At 71.8% G+C, this 26,386-nt stretch carries 18 protein-coding genes; 7 read left to right on the top strand and 11 right to left on the bottom strand.

Annotation, left to right across the window (positions count from 1 at the left end; genetic code table 11):
* Positions 1–11: 11 nt before the first annotated feature.
* On the top strand, positions 12–1,241 hold the full coding sequence (locus tag D9R14_RS14645) for an argininosuccinate synthase (RefSeq protein ID WP_121624086.1): 1,230 nt from the start codon (positions 12–14) through the stop codon (positions 1,239–1,241).
* A gap of 162 nt (positions 1,242–1,403) precedes the next feature.
* On the opposite strand, the gene D9R14_RS14650 is transcribed toward D9R14_RS14645, so the two are convergent.
* The 3 genes from D9R14_RS14650 to tesB all read right to left on the bottom strand — a co-directional run bounded on the left by D9R14_RS14650 (position 1,404) and on the right by tesB (position 4,522).
* Positions 1,404–2,750 (bottom strand): ammonium transporter, encoded by a 1,347-nt coding sequence (locus D9R14_RS14650; protein WP_121624087.1) that lies wholly within the window; start codon positions 2,748–2,750, stop codon positions 1,404–1,406.
* A 29-nt stretch (positions 2,751–2,779) separates the two neighbouring features.
* Positions 2,780–3,118, bottom strand: coding sequence for a P-II family nitrogen regulator (locus tag D9R14_RS14655; RefSeq protein WP_121624088.1), 339 nt, complete (start codon positions 3,116–3,118; stop codon positions 2,780–2,782).
* A 408-nt stretch (positions 3,119–3,526) separates the two neighbouring features.
* Positions 3,527–4,522, bottom strand: a complete 996-nt coding sequence (tesB, locus tag D9R14_RS14660; protein ID WP_245420815.1) for an acyl-CoA thioesterase II — start codon at positions 4,520–4,522, stop codon at positions 3,527–3,529.
* Positions 4,523–4,616: 94 nt separating this feature from the next.
* On the opposite strand from tesB, the gene D9R14_RS14665 reads away from it, so the two are divergent.
* On the top strand, positions 4,617–5,879 hold the full coding sequence (locus tag D9R14_RS14665; protein WP_121624089.1) for a ubiquinone biosynthesis hydroxylase: 1,263 nt from the start codon (positions 4,617–4,619) through the stop codon (positions 5,877–5,879).
* A 7-nt stretch (positions 5,880–5,886) separates the two neighbouring features.
* Here D9R14_RS14665 and D9R14_RS14670 read toward each other — a convergent pair whose 3' ends face one another.
* Positions 5,887–7,833 carry a heavy metal translocating P-type ATPase gene (locus D9R14_RS14670; protein WP_121624090.1) on the bottom strand — a complete coding sequence of 649 codons (1,947 nt, stop codon included), beginning with the start codon at positions 7,831–7,833 and terminating at the stop codon, positions 5,887–5,889.
* Between the two features lie 131 nt (positions 7,834–7,964).
* Between D9R14_RS14670 and mbfA the strand changes: the two genes are divergently transcribed.
* Positions 7,965–8,951 carry an iron exporter MbfA gene (gene mbfA, locus D9R14_RS14675; protein WP_121624091.1) on the top strand — a complete coding sequence of 329 codons (987 nt, stop codon included), beginning with the start codon at positions 7,965–7,967 and terminating at the stop codon, positions 8,949–8,951.
* A gap of 292 nt (positions 8,952–9,243) precedes the next feature.
* Complete coding sequence (locus D9R14_RS14680) at positions 9,244–10,227, top strand: zinc-dependent alcohol dehydrogenase family protein (protein WP_121624092.1); 984 nt, start codon at positions 9,244–9,246, stop codon at positions 10,225–10,227.
* Positions 10,228–10,435: 208 nt separating this feature from the next.
* On the opposite strand, the gene D9R14_RS14685 is transcribed toward D9R14_RS14680, so the two are convergent.
* Complete coding sequence (locus D9R14_RS14685; RefSeq protein ID WP_210210858.1) at positions 10,436–12,217, bottom strand: PHA/PHB synthase family protein; 1,782 nt, start codon at positions 12,215–12,217, stop codon at positions 10,436–10,438.
* A 408-nt stretch (positions 12,218–12,625) separates the two neighbouring features.
* Here D9R14_RS14685 and D9R14_RS14690 point away from each other — a divergent pair, with 408 nt between their 5' ends.
* Entirely contained in the window at positions 12,626–13,759 is a 1,134-nt protein-coding gene (locus D9R14_RS14690) for an acyl-CoA dehydrogenase family protein (protein WP_210210857.1), read from the top strand.
* 22 nt (positions 13,760–13,781) lie between these two features.
* Here the strand turns inward: D9R14_RS14690 and D9R14_RS14695 are convergent, their stop codons facing one another.
* The 3 genes from D9R14_RS14695 to D9R14_RS14705 form a co-directional block, all read right to left on the bottom strand.
* Positions 13,782–14,672, bottom strand: coding sequence for a CHAD domain-containing protein (locus tag D9R14_RS14695; RefSeq protein WP_121624095.1), 891 nt, complete (start codon positions 14,670–14,672; stop codon positions 13,782–13,784).
* 46 nt (positions 14,673–14,718) lie between these two features.
* Positions 14,719–18,888: an AsmA family protein gene (locus D9R14_RS14700; RefSeq protein WP_147453040.1), complete on the bottom strand. Its 4,170-nt coding sequence runs from the start codon at positions 18,886–18,888 to the stop codon at positions 14,719–14,721.
* Between the two features lie 67 nt (positions 18,889–18,955).
* Positions 18,956–20,368 carry an FAD-binding oxidoreductase gene (locus tag D9R14_RS14705; protein ID WP_121624097.1) on the bottom strand — a complete coding sequence of 471 codons (1,413 nt, stop codon included), beginning with the start codon at positions 20,366–20,368 and terminating at the stop codon, positions 18,956–18,958.
* Positions 20,369–20,589: 221 nt separating this feature from the next.
* On the opposite strand from D9R14_RS14705, the gene D9R14_RS14710 reads away from it, so the two are divergent.
* Positions 20,590–21,102: a thioesterase family protein gene (locus D9R14_RS14710; protein WP_121624098.1), complete on the top strand. Its 513-nt coding sequence runs from the start codon at positions 20,590–20,592 to the stop codon at positions 21,100–21,102.
* Positions 21,103–21,349: 247 nt separating this feature from the next.
* Positions 21,350–21,529: a hypothetical protein gene (locus D9R14_RS14715; protein WP_121624099.1), complete on the top strand. Its 180-nt coding sequence runs from the start codon at positions 21,350–21,352 to the stop codon at positions 21,527–21,529.
* 12 nt (positions 21,530–21,541) lie between these two features.
* Here the strand turns inward: D9R14_RS14715 and D9R14_RS14720 are convergent, their stop codons facing one another.
* The 3 genes from D9R14_RS14720 to D9R14_RS14730 all read right to left on the bottom strand — a co-directional run bounded on the left by D9R14_RS14720 (position 21,542) and on the right by D9R14_RS14730 (position 26,384).
* On the bottom strand, positions 21,542–22,462 hold the full coding sequence (locus tag D9R14_RS14720; protein ID WP_121624100.1) for a 50S ribosomal protein L11 methyltransferase: 921 nt from the start codon (positions 22,460–22,462) through the stop codon (positions 21,542–21,544).
* Between the two features lie 35 nt (positions 22,463–22,497).
* Positions 22,498–23,760, bottom strand: a complete 1,263-nt coding sequence (locus tag D9R14_RS14725; protein ID WP_245420816.1) for a GGDEF domain-containing protein — start codon at positions 23,758–23,760, stop codon at positions 22,498–22,500.
* A 173-nt stretch (positions 23,761–23,933) separates the two neighbouring features.
* On the bottom strand, positions 23,934–26,384 hold the full coding sequence (locus tag D9R14_RS14730; protein WP_121624101.1) for an ATP-dependent helicase: 2,451 nt from the start codon (positions 26,382–26,384) through the stop codon (positions 23,934–23,936).
* Positions 26,385–26,386 lie beyond the last annotated feature (2 nt).

Raw genomic sequence — 26,386 nt, forward strand, 5'->3', positions numbered from 1 at the left:
CGAGAGACCAGATGGCGCGTGACGTGAAGAAGGTGGTGCTGGCCTATTCCGGCGGGCTCGACACCTCGGTGATCCTCAAATGGCTCCAGACCACCTATGGCTGCGAGGTCATCACCTTCACGGCCGATCTCGGCCAGGGCGAGGAGCTGGAGCCGGCGCGCAAGAAGGCGGAGCTGCTCGGCATCAAGCCGGAGAACATCTTCATCGAGGACGTGCGCGAAGAGTTCGTCGCCGATTACGTGTTCCCCATGTTCCGCGCCAATGCGGTCTATGAGGGGCTGTATCTGCTCGGCACCTCCATCGCCCGCCCGCTGATCGCCAAGAAGCAGATCGAGATCGCCCGCAAGATGGGTGCCGACGCGGTCGCCCACGGCGCCACCGGCAAGGGCAACGACCAGGTGCGGTTCGAGCTCGCTTACTACGCGCTGGAGCCTGACATCACCGTCATCGCCCCCTGGCGCGAATGGGACCTGACCTCGCGCACCCGCCTCCTGGAGTTCGCCGAGGCGCACCAGATCCCGATCGCCAAGGACAAGCGCGGCGAAGCGCCGTTCTCGGTGGACGCGAACCTCCTGCACTCCTCCTCCGAGGGCAAGGTGCTGGAGGACCCGGCCGACGACGCGCCGGACTATGTCTACCAGCGCACCATCTCGCCGGAGGACGCCCCAGACGAGGCGACGATCATCACCATCGCCTTCGACAAGGGCGACGCGGTGGCGATCGACGGCGAGGCGCTCTCGCCCGCGAGCCTGCTCACCCGCCTCAACGCGCTGGGCAAGGAGAACGGCATCGGCCGCCTCGACCTCGTGGAGAACCGCTTCGTCGGCATGAAGAGCCGCGGCATCTACGAGACCCCCGGCGGCACCATCCTGCTCGCCGCCCACCGCGGCATCGAGAGCATCACGCTGGACCGTGGCGCGGCGCACCTCAAGGACGAGCTGATGCCGCGCTATGCGGAGCTGATCTATAACGGCTTCTGGTTCTCGCCCGAGCGCGAGATGCTGCAGGCCGCCATCGACCACTCCCAGGCCTATGTGACCGGCGAGGTGACGGTGAAGCTCTACAAGGGCAACGCCACCGTCATCGGCCGCAAGAGCCCCTACTCGCTCTACAACCAGGACCTCGTCACGTTCGAGGAAGGCGCCGTCGCCTACGACCACCGCGACGCCGCCGGCTTCATCAAGCTCAACGCTTTGCGCCTGCGCACGCTGGGCAGCCGCGCCCGCAAGATCTCCGAGTAGGCGCGGGCGGCCGTCCCCGCGTCGGTCCCGCGGAAAAGAAGAGGCCCCGGCGCTCGCGCGCCGGGGCCTTTCTCGTTCCCCTCTTTTTAATTCAGCCGGAGCGGCCGCAGCCGCCCCGGAAACTTGAAGAAAGCGGGGCGGCCAGCGCCGCCCCGCTGAAACTCACGAGTGGTAGGCGCGCTCGCCGTGCTCGTTGATGTCGAGGCCCTCGCGCTCCACGTCCGCGGACGGGCGCAGGCCCACCACGATGTTGAGCACGAAGAAGATGATCGCCGAGACCACGCCCGACCACACCACGGTGATGATGGTCGCCTGGCCCTGGATCAGGACCTGCTTGACCATCTCGTAGTCGGCCACGCCAGCGCCGCCGAGCGCCGGGGACACCAGGATGCCGGTGCCGATGGCGCCGATGATGCCGCCGATGCCGTGGACGCCGAACACGTCGAGGCTGTCGTCATAGCCGAGCGCGTTCTTCACGGTGGTGCAGAAGAAGAAGCACACCACGGCGGCGATGATGCCGAGCACGATCGCGCCCATGGGGCCGGAGGCGCCGCAGGCCGGGGTGATGGCCACGAGGCCGGCCACCGCGCCCGACGCGCCGCCGAGCATGGAGGGCGCGCCCTTCACCAGCCACTCGATCACCAGCCAGCCCACGATGGCGCCGGCGGTGGCGAGGAAGGTGTTGACCATCACCAGGGTCGCGAGGCCATTGGCCTCCAGGTTCGAGCCCACGTTGAAGCCGAACCAGCCGACCCACAGGAGGGAGGCGCCGATCATGGTGAAGGGCAGCGAGTGGGGCGGGAGCTGCTCCTTGCCGTAGCCGATGCGCTTGCCGACGATGAGGCAGCCGACGAGGCCGGCGATGCCGGCATTGATGTGCACCACCGTGCCGCCCGCGAAGTCCAGCGCGCCGAGGGTGAACAGGTAGCCCTCGGAGAACCACACCATGTGGGCGATCGGGAAGTACACGAACGTGCCCCACAGGACCGCGAACAGGATCACCGCCGGGAACTTGATGCGCTCGGGGAACGCGCCGACCGCGAGGGCCGGGGTGATCGCCGCGAAGGTCATCTGGAAGGCGATGAAGGCGAACTCGGGAATCTGCACGCCCTTGGTGAAGGTGTCGGCCAGGCTCTCGACCGTCACGCCGGCGAGGAAGGCCTTCTCGAAGCCGCCGATGAAGGCGTTGCCCGAGGTGAAGGCGAGCGAGTAGCCGTACAGCACCCACACCAGCATCATCACCGCGGTGATGGTGAGCACCTGCATCAGCACGGACAGCATGTTCTTGGCGCGCACGAGGCCGCCATAGAACAGAGCGAGGCCGGGAACGGTCATGAGCAGGACGAGGACCGTGGAGGTCATCATCCAGGCCACGTCACCCTTGTTCACGGTCGAGACCGCCGCGGCGGCGGGTGCCGCCTCCGGCGTCTGGGCCAGGGCTGGCAGGGCGATCGCCGCTGCCGCCAGAAGCGCGGGGATCCCCGCGCGGGTCCACGTCTTGAACGTCATGGAAGAAAGCTCCGTGAAATGAGGATGGCTCAAAGGGCGTCGGCGTCGGTCTCGCCGGTGCGGATGCGCACGGCGTGATCGATCGGGAAGACGAAGATCTTGCCGTCGCCGATCTGTCCGGTCTTGGCGGAGGCGGTGATCGCCTCGACCACCTTGGCGACCTGGTCGGCCGCAACCGCCACCTCGACCTTGAGCTTCGGCAGGAAGCTCACGGCGTATTCGGCGCCGCGATAGATCTCGGTGTGGCCCTTCTGACGCCCGTAACCCTTCACCTCGGTCACGGTCAGGCCGTGAACGCCGATACCGGTGAGGGCGTCGCGCACCTCCTCCAGCTTGAATGGCTTGATGATGGCCATGACGATCTTCATGGATCGGTCCCTGTCCCCTGATGACCGCCGCGACCGTTCGATCGGGGCGGTGTGTTTTCTCGCGGCTTGGCCGTGCGGGTCGGGGCGATCCACGCCGCGGCCCAAGCCTGGGCAAGGGGGGAATCAAGGACCGTGCCAAGCGGCGCGGAAGGGGCGTTAGGGTTGCTTATTTTATCGCCACGGCCCATTGGCGAGTCATCGGCGCCCCATCCTCGCCGCTTTTGCTGCACATTTTTTGTGCTCTCCGCTCACGCAACGCTCATTTCCTGTTGCAGTGCGAAGGGCGGGGCCGCCCGGTGCGCCGAGATCGGGGCGCCGGGAGGCGCGCACCCGCCCCGGCGCGCGCCCCGGCCGGTTACGCGGCCGGGGCGGGTGGCGCGAAAGGAGGCATTGGGGTAGGGCGAGGGCTCAGCGCCCGCGCGGCTCCACCGGGCGCATCAGCCCTTCCTGGGCCGAGGAGGCCACCAGCACGCCGTCGCGGGTGAAGAGCTGGCCGCGGCAGAAGCCGCGCGCGCCGGTCGCCATGGGGCTTTCCTGGCTGTAGAGCAGCCACTCGTCGGCGCGGAACGGCTGGTGCAGCCACAGCGCGTGGTCGAGGCTGGCGCATTGCAGGTCGGCGTCGAACACGCTGCGCCCGTGCGGCACCAGCGCCGCCTGGAGCAGCGAGAGGTCCGAGGCATAAGCGAGCACCGCCTGGTGGGTGGGCAGGTCGTCCGGCAGGCGCCCGCGCGCCCGCAGCCACAGGCTGGCCTTGGCGTCGGGCGAGCTGGTGGCATAGGAGCCGTCGAGGAAGATGGGCTTCACCTCCAGCGGGCGCAGCGCCATCCAGTCGCGCAAGGCGGCGGCCGGAAAGCGCTTCAGCAGCCGCTCGCGCCACACCTCGTCGGGCGGCAGCTCCTCCGGCGTCGGCACGTGCGGCATCTTCGCCTGGTGCGTCAGCCCGTCCTCGACCACCTGGAACGAGGCCGACATGAAGAAGATCGCGCGCCCATGCTGGATCGCCACCACCCGCCGCGTGGCGAAGGACCTGCCGTCGCGGATGCGGTCTACGTCGTAGACGATGGGAATGGAGGGATCGCCGCCCAGCAGGAAGTAGCCGTGCAGCGAGTGGACCACGCGGGCCGGGTCCACGGTGCGGCGCGCCGCCACCAGCGCCTGGGCGATCACCTGGCCGCCGAACACCCGTCCGCCGCCGGGCGAGCCGCTGCGACCCCGGAACAGGTTGATCTCCAACTGTTCGAGGTCGAGGATGCCGAGCAGGGCATCGACGTCGGGCTGCCGGTCGCCGGAGGGCGTCTGCGCGGCGGACGTCTGCGTATCGGGTGTGGCGTCGGAGGAGGGCTCGGTCATGGCGCGCTCGCTGGGGCCGCGCCAGGCGCGGCGGGCCTTGGACGAAAACGCCATGGCGCAGCAGCCCGCGTCAAGTCGCTTCCCCATTCGGCAGCCGCTGCCGGGGGGCAGGCAGAAGGAGAAGGGCACGATGATCGGCACCGGCACCATGGGCGCCGCCGCCTCCGGCGGCATCGAGGGGGTCCTTTCGGCCCAGCCTGCCTCGGACGTGGCCATCGTCGGCGGCGGCCTCGCGGGGCTGAGCCTCGCGCTCGCGCTGCGCCAGGGCCTCGGCCCGGACGCGGACATCGTGCTGTTCGATCCCGGCCTCGACCGGCTCGGCGCCGACGACGGGCGCTGCTCGGCCATCGCCGCCGGCGCGCGGCGCATGCTGATGGCGCTCGGCGCGTGGGAGGGCGTGGCCGCCGCCGCGCAGCCGATCTGCTCCATGATCGTCACCGACAGCCGCACCCGCGACGTGGCGCGCCCGGTGTTCCTCACCTTCGACGGCGAGGTGGAGCCGGGCGAGGCGTTCGCGCACATGGTGCCCAACGCCGCCCTCCAGGCGGCGCTGCTTCAGGCGGCGCGCGCCGCCGGCATCGACCTGCGCGGCGCGGCGGTGGACGCGTTCGAGGCCGGCCGCGGCGGCGTGGGGCTGAGCTTCGGCGCCGGCGAGCGCCTTTCCACCCGCCTGCTGGTGGCCTGCGACGGGGCGCGCTCGCGCCTGCGCACCATGGCGGGTATCACCAACGTGTCGTGGGGCTACGGCCAGAGCGGCATCACCTTCACGGTGGAGCACGAGCGCCCACACGAGGGCCGGGCGGAGGAGCATTTCCTGCCCGCCGGCCCGTTCGCCACCTTGCCGCTGCCGGGCAACCGCTGCTCGGTGGTGTGGACCGAGCGCACCGCGGACGCCGAGCGCCTGCTTGCGCTGCCCGCGACCTCGTTCCAGGAGGAGCTGGAACAGCGCTTCGGCCACAAGCTCGGCTGGGTGAAGGTGGTCTCCAAGCCGCGTGCCTATCCGCTCGGCTTCGCCATGGCGCGCAGCTTCATCGGCGACCGCCTGGCTTTGGTGGGCGATGCCGCCCACCTCATCCACCCCATCGCCGGCCAGGGCCTCAATATGGGCCTGCGCGACGTGGCGGCGCTGGCCGAGGTGGTCACCGACGCCGCCCGCGTCGGGCTCGATTTCGCCGCCCCCTCGGTGCTGGAGCGCTACCAGCGCTGGCGGCGGTTCGACACCCTGGCCATGGGGGTCGCGACCGACGGGCTCAACCGCCTGTTCTCCAACCGCTCGGACGTGCTGCGCGCGGTGCGCGACGTGGGCCTCGGCCTGGTGGACCGGCTGCCGCGCCTCAAGGGCCTGTTTATCCGCGACGCCGCCGGCCTCACCGGCGAGGTGCCGAAGCTGCTGCGCGGCGAGATGCTCTGAGCCCCCGTCAGGGGCAGGAGGAGCGGCAGGCGGCGCAGCCGCCGGCCGGGTGCGCGGCGGTGCCGGCCTGCGGCGGACGCGGCGGGGCGCCGGGCAGCAGCGCGCGCAGCGCGTTGAGGATCACCGCCACGTCGATGGCCTCCTGCAGCAGCGCGCCCTCGACCGGCGGCAGATAGCCGAACGCCGCCGCCAGCATGCCCAGCACCGACAGGGCGATGCCGGCGATGACGCTCTGGCGGGCGATGGCGAGCGCGCGCCGTGCCGCCGCCACGCCCTCGGCCAGCCGGTCCAGCCGGTCCACCAGCAGCACCACGTCCGCCACCTCGGCGGAGGCCGCGGCGCCGCGCGCGCCCATGGCGACGCCCACGTCGGCGGCGGCGAGCGCCGGCGCGTCGTTGACGCCGTCGCCCACCATCATCACCGGGCCGAAGGCGCGCGCCGACGTCACGGTCGCGACCTTCTCCTCCGGGGCGAGGTCGCCGGCGCAGTCGTCGGCGCCGATGCGGCGGCACAGGGCCGCCACCGCTGCGCTCCGGTCGCCCGAGGCGAGGCGGATATGGTCGACGCCGGCCGCGCGCAGCGCCGCCGCCATGGCCGGCGCCTCGGCGCGCATGTGGTCGGCGAGCACGATGCGCCCGGCGAGCCGACCGTCCACCGCGACCTTGACCATGGCGGTGGCGTCCTCCTCGGACCGGCGGACCTCGGGAAGGCGGCCGGATGCCCGCGCGCCCACATAGGCGCCCGAGCCGATCGCCACCGTGTAGCCCTCGACCCGGCCGGTGAGGCCGGCGCCGCCGTCCTCCGCCACGTCCTGCGGCGCCGACAGCGGGAGGCCGCGGGCGCGGGCCGCCGCCACCAGCGCCTCCGCCACCACATGGTTCGAGGCCTGGTCGAGGCTCGCGGCGAGGCGCAGCACCTCGTCCGGATCAAAGCCGTCCGCCACGTCGATGGCGGCGATGGCGGCGCGGCCTTCGGTGAGCGTTCCGGTCTTGTCGAGCACCAGCGCGCGCACCCGTGCCATGGCCTCCAGCGCGCCGCCGCTCTTCACCAGGACGCCGAGCTTCGCGGCGCGCGACAGGCCCGCCATGAGTGCCACCGGAACCGCGAGAATCAGGGGGCAGGGGGTCGCCACCACCAGCACCGCGAGCGCGCGGCGCGGGTCGCCGGACAGGAGCGCCGCGCCCGCCGCCAGGGCGAGCGACACCGCGAGGAAGCCGAGCGCGTAGCGGTCGGCGAGCCGCACCAAAGGCGCGCGACTGCCGGCGGCCGCCTCCACCAGCCGCACGATGGCGGCATAGGTGCTCTCGCGCGCGCTCTTCAGCGCGACGAGGTCGAAGGCGGGACCCACATTGACCGAACCCGACAAGGCGGTTTCCCCAGCGCCGCGCCGCACCGGGTGCGCCTCTCCGGTGATCGCGGACTGGTCGAGGAGGCCGGAACCGTCGGCGATCCGTCCGTCCACCGGCACGGCATCTCCGTGGCGCACCAGGAGAACGTCGCCGGGCCCGATCGCCGCGATGGGCCGGCTGACGAGGTCCTCGCCCTCGCGCCGGAGCGCGGTGCGCGGCGCGCGGGCGACAAGCTGGGTCATCTCGCGCCGCGCCCGGTTCTGCGCCAGCGCCTCCAGCAGCTGGCCGCCCGCATACATGAGCGCCACCACGTTGCCGGCGAGCGGCTCGCCGAAGGCCAGCGCGGCGCTCATGGACAGAGCGGCGAGGATGTCGAGGCCGAACTGGCCGGCCTTGAGCGAGCGGACGATCTCCAGCACCAGCGCGGCCAGCACCGGCGCGGTGCCCAGCACGAAGGCGACGTGCGCGGCGTCGGGTCGGCCGAAGCCGAGCAGCAGGACCGTGCCCGCCAGCAGCGGCAGCGCCGCGAGCGCGAACAGCACCCGGCCGCCGGCGGCGGCGGGCGGGTCGAGGTTTGCCGTGGCGGTGGAGGTCTCGGCGTGCATGCTCTGCTCTCGAAGGCGCGGCGCCGGCGCCTGCGGCACTTCGCCTTAGCCTTGGCGCGTCCGTGTCATTGCCGCGTCGCCCGCGGCCCTTCATATGGTTCTTTAGAATCAATTTAAACTGGAGTCACGGCATGTTCTCCGCCCTTCCCGCGCTTGTGGGTCGCAGGCGCTTTTCCGACCTCAGCGAGAGCGAGGTGCTCGCCCTCGCCATCTCCTCCGAGGAAGACGACGCGCGCACCTATGACGACTATGCCGCCGCGCTGCGGACCGAGTATCCGGACACGGCCAATGTCTTCGAGGGCATGGCGGCGCAGGAGCGCGGCCATGCGGCGAACCTGAAGCGCGACTTCGAGCGTCGCTTCGGCCCCCATGTGCCACTGGTCCGGCGCGAGTCCATCGCCGGCTATTACAGCCGCAGGCCGGCCTGGGTGATCTGCAACCTCGGCATCGATCGCATCCGCCAGGAAGTCGGGCGGATGGAGGACGAGAGCGCCAGTTTCTATCTCGAGGCGCAGAAGAAGGCGACCGATCCCGGCACCCGCGCGCTGCTGGACAGCCTCTACAAGGTGGAGCTTCAGCACGAGGAGATCGCCGGCTCGCTGGCCGAGAAGTACCTGCCCGTCGACAGGAAGCAGGAGGAGGACGAGAAGGCCCGGCGCCAGTTCGTGCTCACCTGGGTGCAGCCGGGCCTCGCCGGGCTGATGGACGGCTCGGTTTCCACCCTCGCCCCCATCTTCGCCACCGCCTTCGCCACGCAGAATTCCCACACCACGCTGCTGGTCGGCCTCGCCGCCGCGGTGGGCGCGGGCATCTCCATGGGCTTCACCGAGGCGGTGCACGACGACGGCGTGATCTCGGGCCGCGGCTCGCCGCTGAAGCGCGGCATCGCCTCGGGTGTGATGACGGCGGTGGGCGGCCTCGGCCACGCTCTGCCCTACCTCATCCCGGATTTCTGGACCGCGACGGCGATCGCCATCGCCGTGGTGTTCGTGGAATTGTGGGCCATCGCCTTCATCCAGAACCGCTACATGGAGACGCCGTTCCTGCGCTCGGTGTTCCAGGTGGTGCTGGGCGGCGCTTTGGTGCTGGCCGCCGGCATCTTCATCGGCGGCAGTTGAGGGTCGCGCCTTCCGTTCCGGTGCCGCTGCGCGATGGAACTCTCTCCCCGGCGGGGAGAGGGCAGGGTGAGGGGCGGGCCGCCTGAAGCGCGCGTTCCGCCTCGGCGACGGCGGAACCCCTTGCCCTACCCCTCTCCCTCGGGAGAGGGGGCAGGTCGCGAGGGGTGAGAAAGCGGTCACCGGAAAAGCAAGGGTGTCCTTGCGCCGGCACATGGCGCGCCGGTGTCGGCGGTGCCACTCTTCGCCGGTGCGCCCAAGGAGGCGGCAAAGGAGGCCACAAAGGAGTCCGCCCATGCGCGCCATGGTCCTGAATGCCCCCGGTGAGCGCCTGGTTGAGCAGGAGCGGCCCGACCCCGTGCCCGGGCCAGGCGAGGTGGTAATCGCGGTCTCGGCCTGCGGCGTCTGCCGCACCGATCTCCACGTGGTCGACGGCGAGCTGCCGCAGGCGCGCTATCCCGTCGTGCCGGGCCACGAGGTGGTGGGCCGGGTGGCGTCGCTCGGCGCCGGCGTCGCGCATCTTCGCCTCGGCGAGCGGGTGGGGATCGGCTGGCTCGGGCAGGCCTGCGGCGTCTGCCCCTATTGCGCGGCGCAGGAGGAAAATCTCTGCGACGCCCCGGTGTTCACCGGCTGCACGCGCGACGGTGGCTTCGCCAGCCACATGGTGGCCGACGCGGCCTTCGCCTATCCGCTCGGGGAGGCGGGGGAGGACACCGCCCTCGCGCCGCTCCTGTGCGCCGGGCTGATCGGCTGGCGCACGCTGAAGATGGCGGGCGAGGGGCGCCGCATCGGCCTCTACGGCTTCGGCGCGGCGGCCCACATCATCGCCCAGGTGGCGCGCTGGCAGGGCCGGGAGGTCTACGCCTTCACCCGGCCGGGCGATCGCGCGGCGCAGGACTTCGCCCGCGCGCTTGGCGCCGTCCATGCCGGCGGCTCGGACGCGCCGTCGCCCGAGCCGCTCGACGCCGCCCTCATCTTCGCCCCCGCGGGCGAGCTGGTGCCGCAGGCGCTGAAGGCGGTGCGCAAGGGCGGGCGCGTGGTGTGCGGCGGCATCCACATGAGCGACATTCCCGCCTTCCCCTATGCGTGGCTGTGGGAGGAGCGCAAGATTCTCTCGGTGGCGAACCTCACCCGGCAGGACGCATACGAATTCCTCGACATGGCGCCGAAGGCCGGCGTCGCGACGCACGTGACGCCCTATGCGCTCGCGGATGCGAACCGCGCGCTCGACGACCTGCGCGCCGGCCGGCTCACCGGCGCCGCGGTGCTGGCGCCGTAGGGCGGCGTGTTCCCGAGTGTCATGTCCCCGCCGTCATCCCTCCCCGCCGTCGTCCCCCGCCTCGTGCGGGGGATCCGCCCTGCGGCCGGGCGGACGCCTTTGCATTCAAGGCGGCGCAAGCGGCCGCAGGGCGGATGCCCCGGACGGGAGGGGGCATGACGGCGGCTTGAACGTCTGTAGCTGAGGCCTCGGCGCTGACGGCGGGAGCCTAGCGCTGCATCACATAGGTGCCCGGCGCCGGTCCGAGCACCTTGTGGCCGGGGGTGCCGATATAGGGCAGGTGGATGCGCCCGGACGAGTGGGCCGTGAGCCACGCCTCCCAGGCCGGCCACCAGGAGCCCTCCTGCGGCGGGTTCTGCTCCATCCATTCCTGCGGGCTCACATGGAGCGCGCCGTGGGGCGTGTCGTGGATGCGGAAATGGCGGCGCTTGTGGCCGGGCTCGGAAACGATTCCCGCATTGTGCCCGCCCGAGGCCAGCACGAAGGTCACGTCCGTGTCGGCGAGCTGGTGGATCTTGTAGACCGACGTCCAGGGCGCCACGTGGTCGCGCTCGGTGCCCACCACGAACAGCGGCACGCGGATGTTCTGGAGCGCCACCGGCCGCCCGTCCACCTGGTAGCGGCCGGCGGCGAGGTCGTTCTCCAGGAACATCTTGCGCAGATATTCCGAATGCATGCGGTAGGGCAGGCGCGTGGCGTCGGCGTTCCAGGCCATGAGGTCGTTCATGGGCGCGCGCTCGCCCATGAGATACTCGCGCACCATGCGCGACCAGACGAGGTCGTTGGAGCGCAGCATCTGGAACGCTCCCGCCATCTGGCCGGCGGACAGGTAGCCCTGGTCCCACATGACGCTTTCCAGCGCATAGAGCGCGCTCGGGTCGACGAACAGCTGCAGCTCGCCCGGCTCGGAGAAGTCGGTCTGGGCGGCGAACAGCGTCATGGACTTCAGCCGCGCGTCGCCGGTCCGAGCCATGGCCGCGGCGGCGATGGCGAGCAGCGTGCCGCCGAGGCAGTAGCCCGCCGCATGCACCTTCTGGCCCGGCACCACCTGGCTCACGATGTCGAGCGCCGCCATCACGCCGAGCGTGCGGTAGTCCTCGAAGCCCAGGTCGCGGTCCTCCTTGGTGACGTTGCGCCAGGAGATGCAGAACACCGTGTGGCCCTTGTCCACCAGATAGCGGATCAGCGAGTTCTGCGGCGACAGATCGAGGATGTAATACTTCATGATCCAGGCCGGCACGATCAGGATCGGCTCGGCCTCCACGTCGCGCGTGGTGGCGCGGTACTGGATCAGCTCCATCAGGTGGTTGCGGTAGATCACCTCGCCGGGCGTGACCGCCACCTCCTTGCCGGGGGTGAAGGCCTCCGCCCCCACCGGCGGCTGGCCGGCGGCCTTGCGCGCCTGGTCCTCCAGGAGGTTGCGCGCGCCCTCCACGAAGTTGCCGCCCAGCGTCTGGCGCGCGCGCTTGAGCACCTCCGGATTGGTGAACGGCGAATTGGAGGGCGAGGCCATGTCGAGCATCTGGCGCGCCGCGAACGCCACCACCGCCTCGTTGTGGGGCGACACGCCCGGAACGCCTTGGGTGGCGTTGTGCCACCACTGCTGGTTCAGGAGGAAGCCCTGGTACCAGAAGCGGAACGGCCAGTCCTGCCAGGACGGGGCGGAGAAGCGCTCGTCCCCCTCCAGCGGCTGGATGCAGGCCGGCAGGCTCCGGTCGAAGGTGGAGGCGGCGGCATAGGCGCCGAACCGCGCCGCCTTGCGCCAGGCCTTGACGGCCAGCTCCGCCTGCTTGCCGGGGGCGGCGGCGAGGTGCATCCACCAGTCCATCACCGCGAGCGACATGCCGATGGGCGAGAGGCCCTGCGTCGCCCGCGCGCCGAGCGCGGCGGCGGCGCGGTCCACGGCGCGGAAGGCGGCCGGCGCGGTGCCGCTCTCGAAATCCTCCTCGTCCGGGCACAGAAAGGCGGGCAGCGCGGGAAAGCCGGCCATCGGCAGGCGCCAGGGCGCGGGGATCGCCGCGCCTGCTGCGGGCTCCGGTGCGGCGGGCGCTGCGGGGACCGGGGTCAGCGCAGTTGCGGCAGGAGCGGGCGCCGCCGCAGGCGCGGCCGCCGGCAGGAGAGAGGGCGCGGTCTGGGTGACGGGCATGGCGCAGCTTCCAACGGACGTCGGGCGGGATACGGTGCCGGCTCTTTCGGTTGTCCTGCCCCGCGGCCGAACAGGCCGGCAGGGGTGGGCCGTTCCGGGCCATGGAACCTTGACGGGGGTCAAGTGTCCATCCCGCCGGGTCGAAATTATGGCCTGCGCCGCCGGGACTTCCCGCCGGGCGCGCGCCGCTTGACAATGCCGGGCGGAGCCGGGAAATGCGCCGGGCCAGAGCGGCGCAGCGGGGAGAACGAGATGACCGAGGAACAGCGCCTCATCAAGGAGACCGCGGCCGCCTTCGCCCGCGACGTTCTGGCGCCCGGCGCCGCGCGCCGCGACAAGGAGAAGGCGATCGAGCCCGCGGTTCTGAAGGGCCTCGCGGATCTCGGCTTCCTCGGCATGACGGTGCCCGAGGCCTATGACGGGGCGGGCGCCGACTATGTCAGCTATGCCCATGCCCTCATGGAGGTGGCCGCCGGCGACGGAGCGGTCTCCACCCTCATGAGCGTCCACAACGCCCCGTTCAACGCCATCCTGGAGCGCTACGGCAGCGACGCCCAGAAGGAGGAGGTGCTGCGCCCCGCCGCGCGCGGGGAATTCATCGGCGCCTTCGGCCTGACCGAATCCGACGCCGGCTCGGACGCCGGCGCGTTGAAGACCCGCGCCGTGCGGCGCAACGACCGCTATGTCATCAATGGCGGCAAGGAATTCATCACCTCCGGCAAGATCGGCGGCTGGATCGTGCTGTTCGCCAAGGTGGAGGGCTCGGCCGCCCGCAACCCCATGACCGCCTTCCTCGTGCCCACCTCGGCGAAGGGCTATGTGGTGGCGAAGGTGGAGGACAAGCTCGGCCAGCGCGCCTCCGACACCTGCTCGCTGCGCTTCGAGGACCTGGAGGTGCCGGCCGACTACCGCATCGGCGAGGAGGGCGAAGGCTACCGCATCGCTCTGTCGTCGCTGGAGACCGGGCGCATCGGCATCGCCGCCCAGTCGGTGGGCATGGCGCGCGCGGCCTATGAGGCGGCGGTCGCCTATGCCAAGGAGCGGCGCGCGTTCGGCAAGGCGATCATCGAGCACCAGGCGCTGGCCTTCCGTCTCGCCGAGATGCGCACGGATCTCGAGGCCGCCACCCAGCTGGTGCTCAATGCGGCGCGGATGAAGGACGACGGCCTGCCCTGCCTCACCGAGGCGGCGATCGCCAAGCTGTTCGCCTCCGAGGCGGCGGAACGCATCGTCTCGCGCGCGCTCCAGACCTTCGGCGGCTACGGCTATCTGGACGACTTCCCGGTGGAGCGCATCTATCGCGACGTGCGCGTGTGCCAGATCTACGAAGGCACCAGCGACATCCAGAAGATCATCATCTCCCGCGCCATCGCCGGTTCGGCCTGACCGACCGGGCCAGGCGTCGCGCTCACAAGGCGCGGCGGACCTTGCTGGCGAAGGCGCCGGCGCGGCGCCGGAACAGCCGGCGGTGGAGCTTGATCGCCGCCCGCTTCAGCTGGCGCTGGAGGCGCGCCATGGCCTCGTCCAGCCGCGCCTGGCGCTCCTCGCCGAGCGTGCCCGCCGCCGCCTCCAGCATGGGACGCAGCGTCTCGATGTCCTGGTAGGCGCCGAGCAGGTCGCGCAGGTCCTGGGCGCGGGTGGCGCGCCGGGCGCCGAGCCTGCCGGCCCGGCCGTCCTCGGCGGCAGCGACGAAGCTCATCTGGTAGCGGTGCGTCACCACGCGCTTGCGCGCCTCGTGCATGTGGTCCGGGCTGTCGAAGCGGGCCCGCCGCGCCTGGCGGTAGGCGCGGGTGAGGCCTGCCACCACGTCGGCGTCCGCCGCCTCCGCCGCCAGCCCGTCCGCCAGTGCGGCGCGCGCGGCGGTGAGGAAGTCGGCCAGTTCCGCGCGATGATCCTCGCGCTCGTCGCCCGGCGCCGGATCCTCGCCGATGGCGGCGCGGGCGGCCGCGATGTCGTCCTCGGCGGCGAGGCCCTCGTCTGCCAGGTGCCGCAGCGCGTCCTGCGCCGCCGCCCGGTCGCGCGCCGCGGAGAGAATGCGCGCGGCGGCGGCGGTGGCGCGCCGCGCGGCCTTGGCGCGCTCCCCCGGCACGAGCCGCAGCAAGCCGCGATATTCCTTCATCGCCTTGCGGGCGTCGTGCACCATCTTGGTGGGATCGGACAGCTGCGCCGCCTTCTCCACCTTGGCGAGCACCGCCTCCAGAGCCGACAGCACCTTCGCCCCGTCCGCGTCCGCCTTGGGAGCGAGGTCGCCGGCGGCGGATGGGATTGCGGGCGCGGCGCCTTCACGCGATCGGATCATGGGCCAAGTCTGCCACGCCGCGGCCGGCGCGTCTCCCCCGGAAGGCTCAGCGCCCGCCCACCAGGGCCGGCGGGCGCGGCACGTCGCCGAAGCCTTGGGTCGGCGGCAGCGCGGGTTCGGACGGCAAGGGTGCGGCCGCCGGTGGCGGCGCTGGCTGGGGCCGCGGCTCGCGGCGCGGCGGCGGGCTCTCGGCCTGGTGCGCCGGACGTGGCGTCTCCGTGACCGGGGGCGGCGCGGGCCGGCGGACCGGGGCCTCCGGCGGCGGCGCGGTGCCGACGCCGAAGCTCTGGGGCGCGGGGGGCGGGGCCGGCCGGCGCTCGATCGGATCCTGCGCGGGCGAGCGCGCGGCGGCGGGCGGCGGTGCGGCCGCCGGGAGTTGAGGACGGGCCGGGGGCGGCGCCGCCTGGACCGGCGGCGACACGGGTGGTGCCGTCACGGGCGTCGGCGCGACCGGGCGCGGCGCGGCGGGTGCAGCGCTCTGTGCAGGGGCAGGGGCCGGCGGCATGGCGGATTGCGGCGTAGCGGCTTGGGGGACGATCGGCTGGGGCGCTGACGGAATTGCCGGACGCGCAACGGCCGGCGCCGGCGCGGCAGGTTGCTGCACGGCCGGAGTCTGGACCATCGGCGGCTGCACCGGGGCGGCCTGCACGGGTGGCGGGGCGACCACCGGCGCGGGCGCCCGCGTGATCGGGGCCGCGGGGGCGGGAGGCGGCGGAGCCGCTGCCGGCGCGGCGGGCACCGGCGCCGGACGGGCCGGCACGGCGGCAGGCAGAGGCGGCGTCTGGGCCGGCGGCGTCACCGGCATCACGGCCGCCGGGAGGGAAGGCTGCGCCGGCACGCCGGCGCGCTCCTGCTCCAGCCGGCGGGTCTCGCGCTCGATGGCGCGCAGGGCGATGACGCTGGTGAGGCCGGTCGCCGTCACCCGGCGCTGGGGATTGGCCACCGGGCCGCGCCAGGCGATCTGCGCGCCGGGGATGCCGCCCGCCACCTCCGCGCCTTCGAGGCCGATCTGCGCCTCCAGCGCGAGCCGGGCGAGGTCGAGGCTGCCGTCGAGGGTGACGTTGACCCCCTGGGCGGAGGCGCGCACCGGGGAGGTGCGCGCGACGCCGTTCACCACCGCGAGCGTGGTCTCGGCCGCGGGAAGGGACAGCGGCGCCCGGCCGAGCGCGCGCTCCAGCATCTGGGCGACACGGCGCTCGTCGGGCGGCGGCTGGAGCGCATCGGTCTCAGCGAGCGCTGTGGCGAGCGCGCCGGGATCGGTGCCGTCGATGCCGAGCCGGGCGACCTTCAGCGTGCCCTGGCCCGCCAGCGACTGGACCAGCGCTCCGACCGAGCGCCCGCTGCCGCCGAGATCGAGGGCGAGCGACACCTTGCCGGTGGGCGGCGTGCGGGTGCCGGCGGGCCCGGCGAGGGCGGCGGCGTCCACTGAGTCGAGCACGAGGCGGCCCTCGGCGGCGACGGCGTCGCCCTCGTGGCGCAGCTTCAGCCGCGCGCCAATCTGGCCGCCGCCCAGCGTTCCCGTCAGGTCGCGCACCTCGATTCCGCTCGCGTCGGTGACGACGCGCATGCGCGTGCCGGTGGCGCTATAGGGGCCGACGAGGGCGAGGCGGTCGGCCGCAAGCTCGATGTCCACGGCGGCATTGGCGATGGCGGGCGGCTGGAGGCGGCCGCCGGCCCAGATCGCGCCGGCCTCCGGAAGCGGTGCGCGGGCGCCCAGCAAAGCGAGGACGCGCGGCAGGGACAGCGCGTCGAAGGCGAGCCGCCCGCCGAGCCGGGGCGCGGCGCCGAGCGCCAGCGCCACGCTGCCGGAGAGCGGTGCGCCGGCGAGCGAGCCCGAGAGATCCTGGAGCTGGAAGGCGTCGTTCTGGCGCGCCAGCCCGAAGGCGAGCGCCACGGGCGCCGGGCCGTCGGCGGCGGCCGCCACCTGCGGCAGCAGGCGGCCGAGGTCGCCGCCGTCCACCCGCATGGCGAGGCGCGGCGAAACGGAGCCGTCGGTGCCGAGAAGTGCCGTGCCGTCGCCGCTGAAATTGAGCCCGGCGACGGAGAGCCGGCCGCGCACGCGATACTGCCCGTCGGTGAGCGGATCGGCGGTGAACTGGCCGGAGGCCGGCCCGAGCCGCGGGCCGAGCCCTTCGGCGCCGAGCGCGGTCAGCATCCGCCCGGCATCGCTCGCGTCCGCCTTGACGGTGACGCTCATGGGCACGCCCTGCGAGGGCCGCTGGAAGGTCACGGTGCCGGAGAGCAGGCCGAGCGTGCCTTCGGCCGAGACCGAGCGGCCGCCCCCCTGCGACCAGACCGCGGCGCTGGTGAGCTTCACCGGCCCGGCCACCGGCAGGAGGCGCGCGAGCACGTCGGCGGGGGCGTCGCCCACCACGAGGCGCACCACCGGCACGAGACCGTCGGCCTTGGCGCCGGTCACGGCAAGGTTCAGCTCGCCGCGCGGGACGGTGGAGAAGTTCTCCATCCAGCCGGCGCCGTCGAGCCTCATGCCGCCGAGATCGTCCACCCTGAGGCGCGAGACCCGCCAGTTGCCGCCGGTGGCGGCGGCGTCGATCTGGAGGCCGCGCGCCGGCAGGCCGGACAAAGTGAGGTTCTGGCCCTTCAGGGTGAGCTTGGCGTCGGCGCCGCCGCCGGTGCTCATCGCGGCGGTGCGCAAGGCGGCGATGAGCGGGTCAAGCTCGAAGCCGTCCATCGCAAGGTCGAGTTCAAGGCGCGGCGCCGGCCCGTCGAGCCCTGCAGCGGCGTTGCCGGTGACGCGGCTCTGCCCGAACGCGCCGTCGATGCGCTGGAGCGCGATGCGGCGCGGCGCCAGCTCGAAATGCCCGGCGATGCGGGCAGGGCCCTTGATCGCGGCGGCGTAGTCGCGCGGCAGGCCGGCGGCGGCCCAGCGCAGGAAGGCGGCCGGGTCGTCGGCGGTGAACTGGGCCTCGCCGCTCAGCTCGGCGTCGCCGAGGGGGCCGGTCTGGGAGCCATCCCTTGCGGCGCCCGGCGCGGCGGCGCGCATGGGCACATTGGACAGGCGCAGCGATGCCGCGCCGGGCAGCTGCGCCTCCGCCGTGTCGATGCGCCAGCCGGCGGGGCTGCCGGAGACGTCGGCGCGGGCGTCGCGCACCAGCGTGCCGCCGAGCATCAGCTGGTCCACCGCCACGCCGATGCGGGACGCCGCCTGCGGCGCCGGCAGCTGCGCGAACACGCCGAGGAAGCGCGCGAAGGCCGAGAGCGGGCTCGCGCCCGGGTCGGTGTCCGCGGAGCCGGCATTGGCCTTGGCCCCGTCCGGGCCGCGGCTGAGCGCGTCGAGATCGAGGCTGCGCCCGTTCAGCACCGCATCGAGCCCGGCGGAGCGGCCGAGGGACAGGCGCGCCGAGCCGGTGAGCTGCGGCGGCACCGATCCGCCGCCGAACGCGAGGTCGAGGGTGGTCGCCACCACCGCCTCCGGGGTGGCGCGGACCTGGCCGGACAGCTGCCACGCCTCCAGCCCGCCCTGGCCGCCGCTCTGGCCGCGCCGGACAAGGGCGGCGCGGCCCTCGTAGCGCGGCTTGCCGGCGTCGAAGCCGAGCGCGCCGTCGAGGTCGAGGGCGAACGGGCTGGTACGCCCGTCGAGCACCACGCGCAGGCGGCCGGTGCCGTCCGCCCCCGCCGTGCCCAGAGTGGAGCGCAGGCCGAAGCGGGCGCCGGACGCCTCCACCTCGCCGTCGAGCCGGAACGGGCCGGCGAGCGAGCGCGCCTCGCCGCGCAGGTCGAGGTCGGTGAGGGTGACGGTGCGGTCCGCGGCACGGTCGAGCAGATCGAGCGAGCCGTTGGCGATCTCGAACCGGGCGATGGAGAGATGAGCCGGGCGCGCGGCGCCGGTGGGCAGCGCGAAGCGGCCGGCGGAATCGAGCACCAGGCGCATCTGCGGACGCTCCAGCGCGACGCCGGTCGCCTCCACTTCGCCGCGCATCAGGGCGCCGAGGGAGAGTTCGGCGCGCAGCTCCTTCACGGTGCCGCCGGTGGACACCACGTCGCCCAGCGTCACGTCGCGCAGGACAATGCGCGGGGCGGGCAGGATCTGGGCTTCGATCGGCCCGCGGATCACCACCGGCAGGCCGATGGCGTGGCCGATCTCGCTCTCGAACGTGCCGCGCCAGGCGTTCCAGTCCACCACGTAGGGCGCCGCGAACGCGCCGCCGATGGCGAGGATGACCGCCGAGGCGAGCCCAATCAGGATGCCCTGCACACCCACACTCCCGAAAATGTCGCGCGCCGCAGCGCGGCGCGACGTCCCGTATGCCGGGCGATTGCGATCAGATCGCGACGATCTTGCCCGGGTTCATGATGTTGTCGGGGTCGAGCGTGCGCTTGATGGCGCGCATCACGTCGAGCGCCGCCTCGCCGTGCTCGGCCGCCATGTAGCCCATCTTGCCCTGGCCGATGCCGTGCTCGCCGGTGCAGGTGCCGCCCATGGCGAGCGCGCGGGCGACGAGGCGCTTCATGTAGTGATGGGCCTTCTCCACGTCCGCCGGGTCGTCGTGGTCCACCATCAGCGTGGTGTGGAAGTTGCCGTCGCCCACATGGCCGACGATGGGGGCGACGAGGCCCATTTCCTCGATGTCGCGCTTGGTCTCCATGACGCATTCGGCGAGCCGCGAGATCGGCACGCACACGTCGGTGGCCACCGCCTTGGCGCCGGGGCGCAGCGGCAGCGCCGACCAGTAGGCGTCGTGGCGCGCCTGCCAGAGCTTCGTGCGCTCCTCGGGCTTGACCGCGAAGGCGGCGGGCCCGCCGCCGAACTCGGCGGCGATGGTGCCGAAGCGGTCCGCCTGCTCGTGCACGCTGGCCTCGGTGCCGTGGAATTCCAGGAACAGGGTCGGCGTCTCGGCGAGCGCGAGCTTGGCATAGGCGTTGGAGGCGCGAACCTGCACCTCGTCGAGCAGCTCGATGCGCGCCACCGGGATGCCGCACTGGATGGTCATGATGACCGCATTGCACGCCGCCTCGATGGACGGGAACGGGCAGACCGCCGCCGAGATCGCCTCGGGGATGCCGTAGAGCTTGAGCGTGATGCCGGTGACGATGCCGAGCGTGCCTTCCGCTCCCACATAGAGCCGGGTGAGGTCGTAGCCGGCCGAGGACTTGCGGGCGCGCGTCGCGGTGGTGATGAGCTCGCCCGAGGGCGTGACCACGTCGAGCGAGAGCACGTTGTCCTTCATGGTGCCGTAGCGCACCGCGTTGGTGCCCGAGGCGCGGGTGGACACCATGCCGCCCAGCGAGGCGTCGGCGCCGGGATCGATCGGGAAGAACAGGCCTTGGTCGCGCAGTTCCTCGTTGAGCCGCTTGCGGGTGACGCCGGGCTCGATGACGCAGTCGAGGTCCTCGGAATTGACGGCGACGATGCGGTTCATGCGCGAGAGGTCGATGCACACGCCGCCGAACGGGGCGTTGACCTGGCCCTCCAGCGAGGTGCCCGCGCCCCACGGGATCACCGGCACCTTGTGCGCGGCGCAGATGCGGACCGCCTGCTGCACGTCGGCGACGGTCTCGGCGAACACGACCACGTCCGCGGGCTCGTTCGGCAGATAGGTGGTGACATTGGCATGCTGAGACCGGATGACGGCATTTGTCACGATCTTGTGATCAAGCGTCGATTTCAGTTCCTGCGTGGCCAGGGCGACACGCTCCGCCGAGGGAGAATCGGATTTCGCGGATGCAACAAGCATTTACGATTCCTTAACTTGTATCCGTGAGGGATTAGGGTCGGACAGGGACACGAGATCGGCGAGGCGGTAAAATCGACGGGACCGGAACCGTTTTTCCTTGACAGTGCTTTTTCTGATTCGCGCCCGGCGCCTGCTTCGCATGATTTCAGGCGTGACGAATGCCTGTTGTGTCGGCACACTGAATAACAATCGAGCAAACTTCCTGCCACAGGCGGCTCGCCATGTTACACCGGATCGACTTCGAACCCGTGTTCTTCGCTCCCTTCGTCTCCTCCGCCATGAAGGTCGAGCGCGAGTGGATCGACTATAACGGCCATCTGAACATGGCCTATTACAATCTCTTGTTCGACCGTGCGGTGGACGAGGCATCCCAGCTGCTCGGCCTCGGTCCCGACTACGCCGAGACCTGCGGCGCCTCCTTCTTCACCGCCGAAGCGCATGTGCGCTACCTGCGCGAATTGAAGCCGGAAAGCCCGGTTCGCGTCACCCTTCGGCTCGTCGACTACGACGACAAGCGCCTGCACCTTTTCCAGACGCTGCATCATGCCATCGAAGGGTGGGAGTCCGCCACCTGCGAGCAGGTGGCGATCCACGTCGACCTTGCGTCCCGCCGCGCGGTTCCCTTCCCGGACGACGTGCTGGCCCTCGTGGCCACCATGCGCGCTGCCCATGCGGCATTGCCGCGGCCCGAGGGCCTCGGGCGCTCGGTGGCCATGGCTGCGCGGGCGTCCTGAGCGCACCGCCTGAGGCGCCGTATCGCCGGCGCCTTCGCTGCCTGGCCGCGCCCCGGACCCTCCGGTGCGTGCAGGTCGGGTGCGGGTGCAAATTGCACAGACATTAGTCAGCTTCCAAATCCGCCTGCATTGCGCGCAATGCAGGGCAGTCATGCTGACCTATCCATTCTCTCCTGCTGCAGTGCGGCATATATTGCACTGCATCGCGGTCGCAGCTTCACCTCGACCGCCGCAGCAGGAGGCCTCCATGAGCGCCGTTACCTTCCCGAAGTCCCTCGCCGGCCAGAAGAGCGTAGCCGTCACGTCGGCCACCCCCGCCAAGGGGTTCTTCGCCCGCGTGCTCGACGCGATCATCGCCGCGCGCAGCGCCCAGGCCGAGCGCGAGATCGCCCGCCACATGAGCGGCTACGAGCGCGGCCGGCGCTGATCGGCGCGTGATCTAGCGCCGCAGCAGAGGCCGCCCGGCCTCGCGCGCGAGCGTGAGCGTCGTCCAGCCCTCGATGGAGCGGCGGCGCACCAGATGAAGCCCCCGGGCGCGGTAGGCGGAAAGCGCCGCCGATGCCTGGGCATCGAGCAGTCCCGACAGAACCACCGTGCCTCCGGGCGCGAGGAGCGCGCACAGCGGTCGCGCCAGCCGCTTCAGCGGCGGCAGCAGGATGTTGGCGAGGATCAGGTCGTAGGGGCCGTCCTGGCCCACGGCGCGCGCGTCCGCGCCCGCCGCGTGCACGAACCGCACAAAGGGCGCGGCGCCGTTGGCGCACGCGTTCTCCCGCGCCGTTCTGACCGCGACGATATCGATGTCGCTCGCCGTCACCCGCGTGCGCAGGGCCCGCGCGGCGGCGATGGCGAGCACCCCGGTTCCCGTGCCGATGTCGAGGATGCGCCGCGGCCGGCCGCGGCGGGCGGCGTCCGCCACCGCCGCGAGGCAGCCTTGCGTGGTGCCGTGGTGGCCGGTGCCGAAGGCCAGCGCCGCTTCGATCTCGATGCCGATGGTGGCGCCCTTCACCCGCGCGCGGTCATGGGCGCCGTGCACCATGAACGGACCCACCCTCACCGGGGCGAGGCCTTCCAGGCTTGCCGCCACCCAGTCGGTCTCGGCGATCTGCGAGAACGACACCGCGTCTGCGAGCGCCTCGCCGGCGGCGCAGGCCACCAGCGCCTTGAGGTCGTCGGGGTCGAACGCCGCTCCGGCGAACACCTCCACCACCCATTCTCCGTCCGGCGCCTCGAAATTGGCCACCGCCACCTCGGCCGGGTCGTAGGTCTCCGAGATCAGGTCGGCGATGCGCCGGGCCTTCTCGCGCGGCGCGCTGACGCGCATGACGTGGGTCGCGTCGTTGGGGGGGAGGCCTTCGAGCATGTGGAGTCCGGTTCTGTGGCGACGTGTCCGGCAGCTCAGGTGTCGAAGGCGCCCACGGTGCGGTCGCGCCCTGCCCCCTTGGCCGCATAGAGCCGCTTGTCGGCCGTGGCGAGCAGGTCCGTCAAGTTCGTCCCGTCGTCCGGCGTGGTGGCGATGCCGATGGACACCGATTGCGACGGGATGCCGGGCGGCAGGGGCGCGGCCTCCACCCGCTGGCGGATCATGGCGGCGATCTGCATGGCCGCCCGGTGGTTCACGCCGGGCGTGAAGATGGCGAACTCGTCGCCGCCGTAGCGCACCACGTAGTCGCCGCGCCGCAGCCCTTCTCTGAGCGCTCCGGCAAGCCGGCGCAGCACCTCGTCGCCCACCGGGTGGCCGTGGCCGTCATTGACTTCCTTGAAGCCGTCGACGTCCACCAGGAGCAGGCTGAGCGGCTGTCCGCTGGTGCCGGCGACCGCGATCAGGTCGCGGCCGAGCGGGTCGAACTGTCCCCGGTGCAGCGCCTGCGTGAGCGCGTCGTGGCGCGAGGCGATCTCCAGCTTCTCGTACTTCTGGCGGTAGGTGAGGGTGTCGAACACATCGGTGATGCTCGGGCTCGGCCCCTCGCGGCGCCGCTCGAAGCGCGTGAGGTAGACCGCCAGCATGCTGGCATAGACCGCGGCGGCCGCCAGCTTGCCGATCCAGCCGCCGATGCCGGCGGAGAGCGGCACGCCGAGGGAAACGTTCAGCACCGTGAAGAAGGCCAGCTGATCGAAGGTCAGCACGAGCGCCAGCGCCGCCCAGATCGTCAGGACCAGCGACCCCCGGAACAGCCGGGACAGGCGCTCGTAGAGCAGGATCAGCGCCACGCAGTCGATGAACAGGAGCAGGGTGCCCCAGGCCATCAGCACGCCCACCTGGTCCATGAAGGCGAGGTCGGCCGGCACGCCGGGCGCAGGCGTCGTATAATGGGTGCGCAGCAGCGCCACGAGCACCAGCAGGATGCCATTGCCCAGCATCAGCCCATAGATCGGCTGGCGCGCCACAAGCGCATCCTCGCGGATATAGACCAGGAGCAGCAGCGCGAGCTTGCCGGCGAACATCACCACCGAGCCGGGAGAGAGCGACACGCCGAGCGGCAGCGCCACGTAATAGCTTGCGGCGAGATAGGTCTCCATGAAATGGAGGCTGCCGAGGGCGCAGAAGAAGGCGCCGATGCCGAGCGTGCCGCGGGCGCGGAATAGCGCCAGCATGGCGGCGAAATAGGCCACCATCTCCACCAGCAGCAAACCGACGTTCGAGACCAGGAGGGCAGTCAATCCGTGTCCAACCCCATGCGGGTGCGCCGCATGCGTGAGAGGTTATCGGTCCCCGGTCCCCGTTGTGCCGGCGCCACCCACCGCCGCCCAGCCGGTTGGCGCGAGGAATGTGCCAAGCCGACCGTTAGGTAGCGCAGAAATTCCGCGGCGACAAACTGGCCGGCCCGGTCGGTTTACACCCGCTCGACAAAGGCTTCGAGCACCCTCTTCTCGCCGGCCTTGTCGAACTGCACCGTGAGCTTGTTGCCGTCGATGCCGGTGATCTCGCCGTAGCCGAACTTGATGTGGAACACCCGCTCGCCGGTGCGGAAGGTCGACGGCGCGCCGGTGGAGGAGGCCACCAGCGTGCCCTCGATCACCGTCGGCCCGCCGCGCCGCCCGGCCGCGCCGGCGTCGAAGCGCCCGCCTGGGCGCTCGGAGAAGCCGGAGCGGGAGCCGCCGCCCTCGCGGCTGCGCTGGCCCTGCGCCCGCTGCCAGCCGGGGGTCGAATAGGACGAGGCCGCGAACGGCTCGGCCCGGTCGAACCGGCTCTGGCCATAGCTGCCGCCCCCATAGCCTCCGCCATAGGCGGAGCCGCCCCAGCCCACGCCGCCTCGGCTCTCCTCCACCCGTACATGGGCATCTGGCAATTCGTCGAGGAAGCGCGAGGGAACGGTGGAATTCCACATGCCGTGAATGCGCCGGTTGGAGGCGAACCAGATGCGGGCCGAGGCGCGGGCACGCGTGATGCCCACGTAAGCGAGCCGCCGTTCTTCCTCCAGGCCAGCCTTGCCCTGCTCGTCCAGCGCCCGCTGGTGCGGGAATAGGCCCTCCTCCCAGCCGGGCAGGAAGACGGTGTCGAACTCCAGCCCCTTGGCGGAATGGAGCGTCATCACCTGTACCGCGTCCTCGCCGGCGCCGTTGTCGGTGTCCATGACGAGGGAGATGTGTTCCAGGAAGCCGGCGAGGTTCTCGAACGGCTCCATGGAGCGCACCAACTCCTTGAGGTTTTCGAGCCGGCCCGCCGCCTCGGCCGAGCGGTCCTTCTGCCACATCTCGGTATAGCCGCTCTCGTCGAGCACGATCTCCGCCAGCTCAGTGTGGGAGAGGGTGCGCGACTGCTCGCGCCAGCGGTCGAACGCCTCGATCAGGCCGCGCATGGTTGCGCGCACCTTGGGTTTGAGTTCCTCGCTCTGGGTGAGCACGCGCGCTGCCTCCTGCAGCGGCACGCCGGCGGCGCGGGCGACGTCGTGCACCTGCTTGACGGTGGCGTCGCCGATGCCGCGCTTCGGCACGTTGACGATGCGCTCGAAGGCGAGGTCGTCGGCGGGCGAGTTCACGCAGCGCAGATAGGCCAGCGCATCGCGGATTTCCGCCCGCTCGTAGAAGCGCGGGCCGCCGATGACCCGGTAGGGCAGGCCGAGCGTGACGAAGCGGTCCTCGAACTCGCGCATCTGGAACGAGGCGCGCACCAGGATGGCGATCTCGGAGAGCTTGTGGCCGGCGCGCTGCAGCGCCTCGATCTCCTCGCCGACCGCGCGCGCCTCCTCGCCGCTGTCCCACGCGCCGGTGACGGTGACGTGCTCGCCTTCCTCGCCCTCGGAGAACAGCGTCTTGCCGAGCCGCCCCTCATTGTGGGCGATGAGGTGGGCGGCGGAGGCGAGGATGTGGCCGGTGGAGCGGTAGTTGCGCTCCAGCCGGATCACCTTGGCGCCGGGGAAGTCGCTCTCGAAGCGCAGGATGTTGTCCACCTCGGCGCCGCGCCAGCCATAGATGGACTGGTCGTCGTCGCCGACGCAGCAGACGTTCTTCGAGCCCTGGGCGAGCAGGCGCAGCCAAAGATACTGGGCAACGTTGGTGTCCTGATACTCGTCCACCAGCAGATACTTGAACCGGCGGTGGTATTCCGCGAGCACGTCCGGGTTCTCGCGGAACAGGCGGATGCCTTCCAGCAGCAGGTCGCCGAAATCCACCGCGTTCAGCGCCTTCAGCCGCGCCTGGTAGGCGGCATAGAGCATTCCGCCCTTGCCGTTGGCGAACACGGCGCCCTCGCCGGGCGGAACGTCCTTCGGCGACAGGCCGCGATTCTTCCAGCCGTCGATGGTGGAGGCGAGAAGCCGCGCCGGCCAGCGCTTCTCGTCGATGTTCTCGGCGGCGAGCAGCTGCTTGAGCAGACGGATCTGGTCGTCCGTGTCGAGGATGGTGAAACCGCTCTTCAGCCCCACCAGCTCGTGATGGCGCCGGAGGATGCGCACGCCGATGGAATGGAAGGTGCCGAGCCAGGGCATCCCCTCGATCTGGTCGCCCACCATGGCGTGGATGCGCTCCTTCATCTCCCGCGCGGCCTTGTTGGTGAAGGTCACCACGAGAATCTGGGAGGGGAAGGCGCGGCCGGTGGCAAGGATGTGGGCGACGCGGGCGGTCAGCACGCGCGTCTTTCCGGTGCCGGCGCCGGCCAGCACCAGAAGGGGGCCGTCGAGCGTCTCCACCGCCTCGCGCTGCTCGGGATTGAGGCCGGTGAGATAAGCCGCGTCCGGCGCGGAAGGCGTCATGGCGGCGCGCGCCCGCGCGGCGATGCCGCCGGGCTTCAGGCCGGGAAGCTCAGGCGCGGCCTCTGGGCGGCGCGGATAAGGAGGCGATGTCAAAG

This window comes from Xanthobacter tagetidis (assembly GCF_003667445.1).
Classification (GTDB): domain Bacteria; phylum Pseudomonadota; class Alphaproteobacteria; order Rhizobiales; family Xanthobacteraceae; genus Xanthobacter; species Xanthobacter tagetidis.